The organism is Mucilaginibacter gotjawali (assembly GCF_002355435.1).
Taxonomy (GTDB): domain Bacteria; phylum Bacteroidota; class Bacteroidia; order Sphingobacteriales; family Sphingobacteriaceae; genus Mucilaginibacter; species Mucilaginibacter gotjawali.
The window spans coordinates 2,086,553-2,099,416 of sequence record NZ_AP017313.1 but is presented as its reverse complement, the minus strand read 5'-3'; the positions used below and the strand labels follow the sequence as shown (position 1 = coordinate 2,099,416).

General features: G+C 44.9%; 13 protein-coding genes. 5 read left to right on the top strand and 8 right to left on the bottom strand.

Annotated elements, in window-relative coordinates:
• Nucleotides 1–9: 9 nt before the first annotated feature.
• Nucleotides 10–378, bottom strand: coding sequence for a GH32 C-terminal domain-containing protein (locus tag MgSA37_RS28190; protein WP_157750518.1), 369 nt, complete (start codon nucleotides 376–378; stop codon nucleotides 10–12).
• On the bottom strand, nucleotides 354–1,499 hold the full coding sequence (locus MgSA37_RS09655; RefSeq protein WP_172885307.1) for a glycoside hydrolase family 32 protein: 1,146 nt from the start codon (nucleotides 1,497–1,499) through the stop codon (nucleotides 354–356). The genes MgSA37_RS28190 and MgSA37_RS09655 overlap by 25 nt, the downstream gene beginning before the upstream one ends.
• A gap of 260 nt (nucleotides 1,500–1,759) precedes the next feature.
• Between MgSA37_RS09655 and MgSA37_RS09650 the strand changes: the two genes are divergently transcribed.
• Nucleotides 1,760–3,496 carry a glycoside hydrolase family 13 protein gene (locus MgSA37_RS09650; protein ID WP_096351524.1) on the top strand — a complete coding sequence of 579 codons (1,737 nt, stop codon included), beginning with the start codon at nucleotides 1,760–1,762 and terminating at the stop codon, nucleotides 3,494–3,496.
• 70 nt (nucleotides 3,497–3,566) lie between these two features.
• Nucleotides 3,567–4,022, top strand: coding sequence for an RrF2 family transcriptional regulator (locus tag MgSA37_RS09645; protein WP_096351523.1), 456 nt, complete (start codon nucleotides 3,567–3,569; stop codon nucleotides 4,020–4,022).
• Nucleotides 4,023–4,056: 34 nt separating this feature from the next.
• On the opposite strand, the gene MgSA37_RS09640 is transcribed toward MgSA37_RS09645, so the two are convergent.
• The 6 genes from MgSA37_RS09640 to MgSA37_RS09615 all read right to left on the bottom strand — a co-directional run bounded on the left by MgSA37_RS09640 (nucleotide 4,057) and on the right by MgSA37_RS09615 (nucleotide 9,151).
• A complete protein-coding gene (locus tag MgSA37_RS09640) occupies nucleotides 4,057–4,527 on the bottom strand; it encodes a hydrogenase maturation protease (protein WP_096351521.1) in 471 nt (156 codons plus the stop codon).
• A 15-nt stretch (nucleotides 4,528–4,542) separates the two neighbouring features.
• Nucleotides 4,543–5,832, bottom strand: a complete 1,290-nt coding sequence (locus MgSA37_RS09635) for a Ni/Fe hydrogenase subunit alpha (RefSeq protein WP_197706113.1) — start codon at nucleotides 5,830–5,832, stop codon at nucleotides 4,543–4,545.
• Entirely contained in the window at nucleotides 5,822–6,601 is a 780-nt protein-coding gene (locus MgSA37_RS09630) for an NADH-quinone oxidoreductase subunit B family protein (RefSeq protein ID WP_096351520.1), read from the bottom strand. Before MgSA37_RS09630 ends, MgSA37_RS09635 begins: the two co-directional genes overlap by 11 nt.
• A 75-nt stretch (nucleotides 6,602–6,676) precedes the next feature.
• The gene (locus MgSA37_RS09625; protein WP_197706112.1) at nucleotides 6,677–7,561 is read right to left on the bottom strand and encodes an FAD/NAD(P)-binding protein; all 885 of its coding nucleotides are present in this window, start codon (nucleotides 7,559–7,561) and stop codon (nucleotides 6,677–6,679) included.
• Nucleotides 7,542–8,033 carry a Crp/Fnr family transcriptional regulator gene (locus MgSA37_RS09620; RefSeq protein WP_096351518.1) on the bottom strand — a complete coding sequence of 164 codons (492 nt, stop codon included), beginning with the start codon at nucleotides 8,031–8,033 and terminating at the stop codon, nucleotides 7,542–7,544. Before MgSA37_RS09620 ends, MgSA37_RS09625 begins: the two co-directional genes overlap by 20 nt.
• On the bottom strand, nucleotides 8,030–9,151 hold the full coding sequence (locus tag MgSA37_RS09615) for a 4Fe-4S dicluster domain-containing protein (protein ID WP_096351516.1): 1,122 nt from the start codon (nucleotides 9,149–9,151) through the stop codon (nucleotides 8,030–8,032). The genes MgSA37_RS09620 and MgSA37_RS09615 overlap by 4 nt, the downstream gene beginning before the upstream one ends.
• A gap of 348 nt (nucleotides 9,152–9,499) precedes the next feature.
• Here MgSA37_RS09615 and MgSA37_RS09610 point away from each other — a divergent pair, with 348 nt between their 5' ends.
• Genes MgSA37_RS09610 through MgSA37_RS09600 form a run of 3 tightly spaced genes read left to right on the top strand, consistent with a single transcriptional unit; the run spans nucleotide 9,500 to nucleotide 12,623 of the window.
• Entirely contained in the window at nucleotides 9,500–10,186 is a 687-nt protein-coding gene (locus MgSA37_RS09610) for an HAD hydrolase-like protein (RefSeq protein WP_096351515.1), read from the top strand.
• Nucleotides 10,187–10,188: 2 nt separating this feature from the next.
• The gene (locus MgSA37_RS09605) at nucleotides 10,189–11,502 is read left to right on the top strand and encodes a DUF5690 family protein (protein WP_096351513.1); all 1,314 of its coding nucleotides are present in this window, start codon (nucleotides 10,189–10,191) and stop codon (nucleotides 11,500–11,502) included.
• Nucleotides 11,499–12,623, top strand: coding sequence for a TIGR03364 family FAD-dependent oxidoreductase (locus MgSA37_RS09600; protein WP_096351512.1), 1,125 nt, complete (start codon nucleotides 11,499–11,501; stop codon nucleotides 12,621–12,623). Before MgSA37_RS09605 ends, MgSA37_RS09600 begins: the two co-directional genes overlap by 4 nt.
• Nucleotides 12,624–12,864 lie beyond the last annotated feature (241 nt).

The following is a 12,864-nucleotide window of genomic DNA, read 5'->3' as shown; positions in this document are numbered from 1 at the left end:
AAAAGGCTTTTACCAGATAGACTTCAGCCCGGCAATTGATAATGATTTGATACGAATGGCGCTATCTGACAAAATAGATACCTTATTTAAAGGCTTTTCAGTAAAGAAAATACAAGTCATTACAGTTGCGCCACCATCCGCAAAAATTTCAACCGAAGCCCTGTCAACAACCAGGGTAAGCTTAACTGATTTGTTTGCTACAAAACGCGGGGCTTTAAAAATACCGGCAAAATCTTTATTAAAATCATGGACTCCGGCTTTCGTTCTGTCTATAAAGTATTGATTGGCATTTTTATCAAATCCAATTATCAGTTTTTCATTGTTACTGTTAGCAAGTTCTAACGCAAAATCATTTAAGGAGTTGGTTTGAAGATCCAAAAGGTACCGTCCCGCAGTTGTGCTGGCCTTAGTGTTACCAGCATATATTTTTTAACATGAACATTGCCGGCTAAAATTGGCTGTTGTTTCAATTTCAATATTGCCTTCACCGGCATAGAAGTAAGCAAAATATTTCCATCAATACTGATCAATTTCAAGTCCCTTGGGATCGTCATTGCGCTCCTCCAGCTTGCAGTTGGCACCTGGGTGGCATAACTCCAGTTGCTCATCCAGCCTAAAAATATTTTTCGTGAGCCGGTATTGTTCCAGGTGATCCCTGCATACTCATCCGGGCCATAATCCAGCCATTTGATCTGATCGTCAACGGGCACAAATTGTTCGCCGTCAAATTGTCCGACAAAGTATTGCGTTGCTGACCCGCCGTTAGGGCCACCGGGATTCAGGTTGACAACCAGCACCCAATACTGTTTTCCATTCAATTTTAACGGGAACAGGTCCGGACATTCCCACACGCCGCCATGGGCGCCAATTTCTTTACCAAACTCGCTTTCTTTCGCCCAGGTTTTTAAGTCACGCGATGAATAAAAGGTGATATGGTCTTTTGTCGCCAGTGTCATTACCCACTTTTTATCCTTTGCATACCACATCACTTTAGGATCGCGAAAATCTCTGATCCCCGGATTTTTTAAAACCGGGTTACCGCTGTACTTCGTCCAGGTACGCCCTTCATCTAAACTATAGGCAATACTTTCATTCTGAAAATTGTCCGTTCCAGCTCGCTCCCCTTTTGGGTCGTGATGGGTAAAAATAGCGACCAATGGAATTTTGCCATTTTTTCCGAATCCCGATGTATTGTTTGAGTCGACCACGGCACTACCCGAAAAAATATAGCCCAGACTATCCGGGTATAAGGCAATCGGGAGTTGCTGCCAGTGCACCAGGTCCTTACTGATGGCATGACCCCAATGCATGGGCCCCCAGACGGTGCCGCCCGGATAATATTGAAAAAACAGGTGATAAGTATGATTAAAATAAACCATACCATTGGGGTCGTTCATCCAGTGCGCCTTTGGCGAAAAATGCAATTGCGGGCGAAATGGCTCGTTATAAAGGTTTGTTTTTTGCTGTTGGGCTGTTACCAAACTGCATATTGATACCATGATAAAAACCAGTAAAACAGTTGTGTTAAACCTCAAATTCACCATATACAATTTATAATTTGTAAACATACTTCTGTTAATCACCAAATATCTTTAACATATTTGCTTTATCATCTTTATAAACCAACGATTTTTATTTTCCGGAAGAGTTTAGCTAAAGCAAGGTGCCGCAGCTATCCGCAAGAAAACAGGTCTCCGGTTTTTAGAGAAATAATACCCGGTTTAAAAAGTTTATGAATTAGTTACCGAAGATAATAAAAATGAGAACGCTATTTATTGCCTTTTTTGCAATCACCCTGCTCAACTGCCCCCAAAAGAATTATGCCCAGGAATCGACCGATAAAAAATGGTGGAAAGAGGCAGTGGTTTACCAGATCTATCCCCGCAGTTTTAAAGATGCCAATGGTGATGGCGTCGGTGACCTGCAAGGCATTATTTCCAAACTTGATTATATCAAAAGCCTGGGGGTTAATGTGATCTGGCTGAACCCAATCTATAGCTCGCCGAATGATGACAATGGCTACGATGTAAGCGACTACCGCAACATCATGAAAGAGTTTGGAACGATGGACGATTTTAACGCCTTGTTGAAAGGCATGCACCAAAGAGGAATAAAACTGGTGATGGACCTTGTAGTAAACCATAGCAGCGACGAGCATGAATGGTTTAAACAAAGCCGCAGCTCAAGGACCAGCCCTTACCGCGATTATTACCATTGGTGGAACGCTGATAAAGGAAAACCAAACCCAAGATACAGCTTATTTGATGTTAACCACGACGCCTGGCGTTATGATTCATTAACGAATGCCTATTACCTGCACTATTTCTCGCGCAAACAACCAGACCTGAACTGGGAAAACCCAAAACTGCGCAGTGAAATTTATGACATGATGAAATATTGGTGCGAAAAGGGTATTGACGGTTTCAGGTTGGATGCGTTCCAGTTTGCGGCGAAGGACACTACCTTCCCTAAATTCCCCGATGGTTACGAAAAAAATTTCTCGCTTTATTACGCCGTAGGGCCGCATTTACATGACTACCTGCAGGAAATGAATAAGGAGGTGTTAAGCAAATACGATGTAATGAGTGTTGCCGAAGGGGCCGGTAACTCTTACAAAGATGCCCATGACATGGTGGATGCCGACCGAAACGAATTAAATATGGCCTACGCTTTTGAAGGGGTTGACATTCCCAGTAATCCAAAAGGGTACAGTGTTATACATTTTAAAGAAGTGTTCAGCCGTTGGGATAGCGTATTTGCCACCAAAGGCTGGCTATCCATTTTCCTGGCGAATCATGACCAGGCCAGGATGGTTAGCCGTTTTGGAAATGACAGCCCCCAATTCAGGGAGCTTTCATCAAAAATGCTAACGACCTTTATCATGACTATGCGCGGCACGCCGTACTATTATAATGGTGATGAATTAGGCATGACGAATATCAGGTTCGATAAAATTGAGGATTACCGCGACATGTCAACCTTAAACGAGTACAAGCACCAGCAAAATATTGGCGGTGATATGCAAAAATTCATGGACGGCATTAAGTATGCCTGCCGGGATAATGGCCGCACCCCGCTGCAATGGGATGCCACTAAAAATGCAGGGTTTACCAGCGGTACGCCGTGGATAAAGGTAAACCCCAACTATAAAACCATCAATGTGGCAGCGGAAGAAAAAGACCAAAACTCATGCCTGAATTATTTTAGAAAAGTGGTTGCTTTAAGGAACCAGCACAAAGTATTGGTTTACGGAAAATATACCTTGCTGGATAAAAAGAACCCAAATGTTTATGCATACACCAGGGAAGGCGAAGGAAAAAAAATGCTTATCGTGCTAAATTTTACGGCCAATACGGCGCAAACTGATATCGGCATTGCGATAAAGAACTCAAAATTGCTGGCAGCTAATTATGCCGATGGAGCGGCATCGGTAAATAATAGTTCAAATATTGTGTTAAGACCCTATGAAGCATTGATTTATGAACTAAACGACTAATGAAACCGGCCTTACAGGGCCGCCAATAATTAATTTTTTTAATTGATAAATAATACGCAATTTTGTGCATATGCTTTCCAAAAAAGCCAAATACGCAATCAACGCCCTGGTTTATTTAGCCCAACAACCGCAGAACGAACCAGTTCAGATCAGAACTATTGCTGAAACTGAAAATATTTCCAGAAAATTCCTTGAATCTATTTTATTGGTATTGCGAAATGCCGGTATGGTAAACAGTAAAAAGGGAAAAGAAGGCGGATATTACCTTTTACTAACGCCTGAAGAAATCAACATGGCCGAAGTGATGCGGATATTTGACGGGCCGATTGCTTTGCTGCCCTGTGTTACCCATAAGTACTACCAAAAGTGCCAGGAGTGCAAAGATGAGGTACATTGCGGGATCAGGGATATCTTCTCGGATGTTCGCCGGGAGACTGTAAGGATGCTTAAAGATGCTACCCTTGCCGAGATTATTCACCGCCAAAAAGACCTCTACGAACGAGATATTGAAGAAACGATAGAATAATTGTTGCTTTTTAAACCTGTTGAAAACTAAAATTTCAACTCTCAAAGTCAGCTACGATTTGATCGATCAGCCCATCTGTTGCAGCTTTTACAATGGGCGATAGTTTTTTGCCGTGTCCGAAATTCTGTCCTTCAACACCATAAAATAACAATTGTTCCGGCAAAAGGTCCAGTTTTTCCGAAAGGGCAATGCATCCAGGGATCCCGATATTGTGTGTAGATAAAATAAAAAGGTCAGGGGGGATCGGATCTTTCAATAAATCAAAATGAAATAGCGTACCTGCCGGGCGCCCTGAGCGGACGGCGTCTGCCAGGATCACAGTACCCCCATCTTTCCAGGCATCCATCATTGCCATTCCGTCTCCTGAATTTTCTATGACCACCATGTTTCGGAGACTCCTTATCTTATCATGCCGGCCGATATACAGGCCAAGCCCGTCATCTTCCCTGAATTCATTTCCGATACAGATCAAAAGGGCTTTTGAAGAAGATGAATCTTGTTTCATTTTACACTTCTGTTTTTAATCACGCTCGATATCCATAGTCAAAAAATGAGTAGAGCAGGAAATACAAGGATCATAGTTGCGGATCGCCCGCTCACAAAAAAACTTAAGTTTTTCATCTGTAAGCCCCACATTAGCCTGCACCAGGTCCCACAGATCTTTTTCGATCCTCGACTGGTTAACCGACGTAGGAGCCACTATTTTTGAATCCTGTATGATGCCGTTGTCGTCAATCGTATAGCGATGATAACAGATACCTCTTGGCGCTTCTGTGGCGCCATAACCGGTGCCCGCCCTTGGCTTTACTTCAATAGCCGGGCTGCCAGGTTCCTCGTAGGCTTCAATAATCCTTTCAGCCTCTTCAAAGGCATAAATTACCTCCACCATTCGTACCAGTATACTTTTAAAAGGGTTATAGCAGTGCCGCCCGAGCCCCGCATTAAAGGCGGTTTCCTTCGCGAGCGGTGTAAGTTGTTCAAAATTGAGGTTATACCTTGCCAAAGGTCCGAGCAAACAAGTACCTGCACCCTTTAGATGAGAATGTAAAGCGGTTGAATGCGGCACATGTTCTTCAACCAGGCAATTGTCATACTCGTTAACAGGAAGATTAATCCCGCAGTTTGACACAAGGCGTCCACCTAAAATCGCATATTCGTCAGGATCTGATAAGGCAAGAAACTCATAGTTTTGTTTAAATTCAGGAAATTCGAATTTAGAAATAAACATCAGCGCATCAACCGCAGCCTGTTTCGACCATTTGATCTCTTCAAGCAATGCCCTTAATTCACGCTTTTTCGGTACTTTATAAAATCCGCCCAAACGTAAATTTACGGGGTGTATTTCGCGCCCGCCAAGTACGATCATGATCTCGTTACCAGCCTTTTTCATCCTTAAAGCATTCTTAACTACTTCAGGATACACCTGCGCCAGGTGAATTACGCTGCCGGCCTCAAAAAAGTCCGGGGCATTCAGCATAAAGGCATGCAAAACATGTGATTCGATCCATTCGCCGGTGTAAATCAGGCGGCGCAGCGTTTTTAACTGCCCCTCTACTTTTACGCCACAAATTTCTTCCATCGCCTGCGAAGCGCCCAACTGGTAGGCAATAGGGCAGATACCGCAAATACGGGAGGTAATGTCAGGCGCTTCCCTAAAGTCGCGGCCTCTTAAAAAGGCCTCAAAGAAGCGCGGTGGTTCATATATTTTTAATTGAACATCTTTTACGATGCCATTGCTGATCTTCAGTTTAAGCCCCCCCTCTCCTTCTACACGGGCCAGTATGTCTATCTTTAGTGTTTTATTTTTCATAATATTCACTTTCTTTACGGAAAGGCTCCGCATTAGCATTAAAACCTCTGAAAATCCGCACCAGTTCTTCTTTTTCAACGCCCTGCTCAAGCAACCACCTGCTCAGGGAGGCAGCATTCGGCGTTTCTTTTGGCCCGAAGCAGGAATAGCAGCCTCTATTATATGATGGGCAAAGCGCATTACACCCGGCATGGGTAACAGGCCCCATACAGGTAACCCCTTTTGATACCATTATGCATATTGTACCACGGCGTTTACATTCCGCGCAAACACTGTAATTGGGGATATTTGGTTTCCGGTTATGCAAAAAGGCACTGATCAGTTCCAGCAATTGACTTTTATTGATCGGGCATCCACGCAACTCAAAATCCACCTCGATATGATCAGCAATAGCCGTTGATTTACTTAGCGTTGAAATATAGTGGGGCCGCGCATACACCAGCGAAATAAATTCATTAACATCTTTAAAATTGCGCAGGGCCTGTATGCCCCCGGCTGTTGCGCAGGCGCCTATGGTAATTACATATTTCGACATTTTACGGATTTTGTGGATCCGCTCTTCGTCGTGCGGGGTGGTGATGGAACCTTCAACCAGCGAAAGATCATACGGGCCTTTTACGATAGCGCTTGAGGCTTCAGGAAAATTTGCGATTTCTATCTGTCCTGCGATGGCCAGTAATTCATCTTCACAGTCAAGCAGGCTCAACTGGCACCCATCACAGGATGCAAATTTCCAAACAGCTAATTTAGGGACGTGTGGTTTTGGCATGATACTGTTTTTAATTCCGTTTACTGATTGCTTCCTCTGCCGGGAGCCGTTCTATTTTAAAGCTTACACTTTTTTTTAAATCTCCGGTTTCTTAAAAAGAGATGATAGCTGGTCGTAGGTGAACACGGGGCCGTCCTTGCAAATAAAGTGTTCGCCAAACTGGCAATGGCCGCAAAAACCTAAGGCGCATTTCATATTCCTCTCCATCGATACATAAATATCTTCGCCGCTAACGCCCCGTTGTTTCAGGGCATCCACCGTATACTGCATCATTATCTCGGGGCCGCAGATCATCACAATAGCGTTGGCCGGGTCGAAGCGGATTTTCGGGATCAGCCTGGTAACCACACCCACGCTTCCGTGCCATGATGACGATCCCCGGTCGACTGTTATATACACGATCACGCCGGGCTGCGCTTTCCATTTTTTTAGTTCATTTTTAAAAATAATGTCAGCCGGAGACCGTGAGCCATATAGCACTACCAAACGGCCAAAATCCGCACGCCTGGCAAGCAGTTCATGGATGACCGGGCGCAATGGAGCCAGCCCGATACCGCCTGCAACAAGCACTACATCTTTACCAACCGCACGCTCTAAAGGCCAGGGCGTACCGAAAGGCCCGCGTACCCCTAACATATCGCCGACTTTAAGGGCCGATAAAGCTTTGGTAACACTGCCTACGTCTCGTGTGGTATGTGTTAATAAACCTCCCACAGCCGGGCTTGCACTTATTGAAATGGGCACTTCGCCCATACCGAATACATAAAGCATATTAAATTGTCCGGGCGCAGCGCCAAGCTGCTTTTGGTTTGCCGTTTTTACCTCCAAAGCTGATCCGGTTGGCGAAATGGCAAGCGTGAAGGTATCACTGGTTTCTTTAACATAGCTTTCAACCCGGTAAAGCGTTGGCACCATCGGGTCAGCAACTGTGGCTTCGGTGTTATAAATAGTATCCTCCATGATCAATTTTTTTATACCGTTTGCCATAAATATCCATCAGCATTAGTCTTGTTTGTTCAAGCCTTAAGGCGATTGCGCGCACCATTCGTTTCATCATTTCGTAGCCTAAAACCGGCTTTTTTTCACAATCAGCACGTAATTGCGTTCCGTTAATGACAATCATTTCGGTTTTCGTTATCACTTTTGCAGCAAAACGGTATTTATAGGGGGCCACCAACCACGACCATCCCAGCATTTCGCCATCCTCAACGGTTTGTATATTAATTACTCCCCTGCCGGGAGTGTATGTTTCCAGCGCAACTTTACCTTTTATAATAAGATAGAACTTGTCTGCATCATCTCCTTCTTTAAACAGTACATCTCCTTCTTTAAAATTTACAATATTTGCCTGCCCGGCAATACTGCGGATATCTTCTTCGGGAAGGTCATCAAAAAAGGGGTGTTTGGCTATTGCCAGTTCCAGGGTTTTCATATTTGGTTAGTTTTTTCCGTTTGATTATTTCTGATTGAGGCCAACCCTTCCGTTATATCAATACCAACGGGGCACCAGGTAATACAGCGTCCGCAACCCACGCAGCCGGATGTGCCAAACTGGTCTATCCACGATGCCAGTTTATGTGTCATCCATTGCCGGTAGCGTGAACGTACGGTTGACCGTACCGGCCCGGTGTGGATATAAGAAAACTCCAGCGAGAAACAGGAGTCCCATTTACTCCAGCGTTCGTCATGCTGGCCGGTAAGGTCGGTTTTATCCTCAACGGTTGTGCAAAAACAGGTAGGGCAAACCATAGTGCAATTTCCGCATGATAAACAGCGGGCAGCCACTTCATCCCAATACGGGCTTTCTGAATTGGCATAAAGGAGTTCCTTAATATTTGTGGTATCCAGGTTTCGGCCCATTTTTCCGGCGGCATTTTCAAGGGCCTTTTTGCCGGTTACTATTTCGTTGTCTAAAGCATCATGGCCGGTAACATCTGTTAAAACATCGTCGCCCAGGCTGCTTCCTGATTCCGCAAGGAAATAATGGCGATCTCCGTCCAGTACCTCTGTTAATGAAATATCAAAACCTTTGGTTGCTTTGGGACCGGTATTCATCGAGGCACAAAAACAGGTGTTTGCAGGGTGGGTACAATTTACCGCTACTATAAAAACATCATTCCTTAAAGCCTGGTAGGAAGCGTCAACAGCAATCCCTTTTAAAAACACTTTATCCTGTATTAAAATGGCGTTCAGTTCGCATGGCCGCACACCTATAAAAGCTTTCTTTCTTTTAGGTTCAGGATCTTTGATTACCTTAAAACCATTTTCGGTGCGTTGTGCCCTCCAAAGCAGGTTTTCAGAAGGATGGAGCAATTTTTTCCATGATTGCGGGCCCGCGGCATAAGCAAAAACTGATGGATCTCCTGATTTCTCCAACCGGTATGTCCCCTTTTCCTGTTTGTCGTGCCAACCGGCGGGCAGTTCGCCAGCTGACTCAATTTCGTCGTACACGATAGCTCCATCATGAACTACGGGGCCAAACAAGTCATACCCCATTTCCTTCAACTGGTCAAAAAGGTTTTCCAAAAATTTGCGTTCAATTACTTTCATTTTACGGTTTTGTTAAAATGTTTCCTACATCAAAATTTACGTAGCAAATGCCAGGCTTTACATTAACAAAGTGAATATATTGGAGGCTAACCGGCTTTTTTACAGGCTTTTTCACTTCGCATTGACTTTGGAGATCCGGAGAAGAAGTGATCTTATTCATACAATAAAATTAAGGAGGATATAAAACCGGGCGCGATGCTTTTGGTCATGAAATAAAATGATCTTAGGCATAATATTTTTTTGCCCGTCAGTGCAGTTTATTTCCCGATAATTAATCATAACTTAATATTATATTGGTTTGATATTAATAAACTTAGTTTAGTATTGCTCAACCCAAATAAACATTAGATGTCGATAAAATTAGTTGTTTTTGATATAGCCGGTACAACGGTTAAAGATGATCATAACGTAAGCAAGGCCTTCCAGGCAGCTTTAAAAAAATACCAGTATGATGTCCCGCTCGAACGGATCAACCCATTGATGGGATATGAGAAAAATGAAGCGATTACCCAAATGCTGCAGCTGCACGAAACGGATAAAGAAAAGATTACTGGCAGCCTGGTAGATGCCATCCACCGGGAGTTTGTAAAACAGATGATCCATTTTTACCAGTTTGAGCCGGGGATTGCTCCCCTACCCAATGTTGAAGAAACTTTTGCCGAATTACACCGGATGGGCATTAAGATCGGCATCAATACCGGCTTTTCGAGGGATATCGCGGATACTATTGTTGAACGCCTGCAGTGGATAGAAAAGGGATTAATCGACGAGGTTATCGGCTCTGACGAAGTTGAACTTGGCCGGCCGCATCCGTTTATGATCCGGAAAATAATGAAAGATTGTGCGATTACCGACCCACTGGAAGTGATGAAAGTTGGCGACACAGAAGTTGATGTGCGCGAAGGACAAAACGCAGGTTGCCACTACGTAATTGGCGTTACTACGGGTATTTTTACACGCGAAGAACTGGAAATATATAACCCTACGCATATTATTGACGACATCGCACAGGTAATCGGCATCATCAATCAGTAGTTATGAAAGCTATCGACCAATTACGGGTTAAAGTTGCCAAATGGCCCTATCCTGTTTTGTCCTTAATGGCGGCAGTCTCGGCTTTTGGAGCGTATACCTCTATGTATGCTTTCCGTAAGGCGTTTACCGCAGGTACTTTTACCGGGCAGCAATACTTTCATGTTGATTATAAAGTTTGGCTGGTAATAGCGCAGGTAATTGGCTATACCTGCAGCAAATTCTATGGCATTAAATTCATCGCCGAATTAAAACCCGACCAGCGCGCCAAAAGTATTTTACTGCTGATAGGCACGGCCTGGATAGCATTGCTGTTTTTTGCGATTGTGCCTGCACCGTATAACATTGGCTTTTTATTTATAAACGGCTTTCCGCTAGGCCTGATCTGGGGCCTGGTTTTCAGTTACCTGGAAGGCCGTAAATCCACTGAGTTTATGGCAGGCGTGTTATCCATCAGCCTGATTTTCGCATCCGGTTTTGTGAAAACGGTTGCCCGCACGCTGATGGGCTCGTTCCACATCAGCGAGTTTACCATGCCTTTTGTAACCGGGGCACTGTTTGTAATCCCGCTTTTATTGTTTGTACTCATGCTGGAATTAATGCCCCCGCCTACCTCCGAAGACATCAAACTGCGTACCAAACGGGAGCCAATGGACGCGGCAGAGCGGAAACACTTTTTACAGCGGTTTTTACCCGGCATTATTTTAACCCTGGTGATTTATGTGCTGCTTACCATTATGCGCGATGTGCGCGATAATTTTGAGGTGGAGATCTGGGCCAGCCTGGGCATAAAAGACAATACCATTTATACCAAAATAGACACCATCATCTCTGTTTTGGTGCTGGTGGCGATCAGCTTCCTAATCCTGGTGAAACGAAACCTTAAAGCATTCCGAATTATCCATTACATGATCATTTCCGGCTGTCTGCTCATCGGCACCGGCACCATTTTATTTGGATTAGGGTTGATCGGCCCTATGGTTTGGATGACTATGGCGGGCCTGGGCCTATACCTGGGCTATGTGCCTTATAACGCGGTTTTCTTTGAACGGTTATTGGCGACCTTCCATTACAAAGGCAACGTGGGCTTCCTTATCTACGTAGCCGACTCGATAGGCTACCTGGGCAGCGTAAGTGTCTTGTTGGTAAAAGAACTGGGGCAACCCAGCATCAGTTGGGGCACATTTTTTAAAAACAGCGTGATGACGGTAGCCATTGTTGGTGGCATTTGTGCCACCTTATCCCTGTTGTATTTTTTACGGGAGGCGAAAAAAGACGTTGACGCACAGAAAGAACCATTGAACATTATACCTGCATGAAACAACCATCAGCAATTATTATAGGGGCCGGCATTGTTGGCCTTGCCACAGCCAGAGCACTGGCAATCCGTGGTTATAAAGTAACCGTATTTGAACGTAATGAACGCGCAGTTGGGGCATCCATCCGTAATTTCGGGATGGTTTGGCCCATAGGGCAGGCTACCGGGCCACTCTTTGAACGGGCCATGCTATCGCGCAGCATCTGGAAAGAAATATGCACCGAAGCCAGGATCTGGCACGACGAAGTTGGCTCGCTGCACCTGGCATACAGTGCGGATGAGCTGCAAGTGATCAGCGAATATGTGGAGGCAAACCACCAGCACCGTGATTGCGGACTGCTAAATGCCAAACAGGCGCTGCAAAAGTCGCCCGCGGTTAACCCGACCCGGTTAAAAGGCGCCTTATGGAGCAGTGAGGAGATGATCGTAGAATCGAGGGTGGCTGTGGGGCAGATAGCTGCTTACCTGGCCGAAAAATATGATGTAGAGTTTTTCTGGAATACGGCCATCAGCCAGATCGAACCTCCTTCGGTTAAATCGGGCAGGCGAAGCTGGAAAGCGGATGAAATATTTGTTTGCAGCGGGGCCGATTTTGAAACCCTTTACCCGGAATTATTTCTGGAGACGCAAATCACCAAATGTAAATTGCAGATGATGCGCCTGGTGAGCCAGCCGGACGAATGGCGCATAGGCCCGGCGCTGTGCGGCGGTTTATCCATGATCCACTACCCCGGTTTCCAGGCCGCGACTTCATTGCCGGAATTGCGCAAGCGGTACGAAGAGCAATATGGCAATTACCTTGAATGGGGCATCCATGTGATGGCATCACAAAACGGCAGCGGTGAACTAACCATAGGCGATTCGCACGAATACGGGTTGGTACACGACCCTTTTGACAAAGAATTTATTAATAATTTAATAATCGCTTACTTACAAACTTTTGCCATTTTTAAGGACTGGAAAATGATGCAATCATGGCATGGCATCTACCCAAAAATGACCAATGGACAAACTGAATTTATTACCGGAGCTGAGCCCGGCGTAACCATTATTAACGGCCTTGGCGGCAACGGGATGACGCTTTCGTTTGGTTTGTGCGAACAATATATTGCGAACCGCTAATTACGCTAATATATTTGGCGATTAAGAAATAGAAAAAAGGCGGCTTTTAAAGCCGGGCCTGTGCGATTCCCCTCTTGAGAGGCCTGCCTGCCGGCAGGCAGGGGTGGAGGGGTGTGTTGACCAGTATGTCTGCTAACACACCCCCGCCACTACACAGGCCAGCACACCCCCTCTCAAGAGGGGAGTTATATAAAACACATGTTTTCAATTGGTTATAACTTTCGACATCGGAATTTTCAAC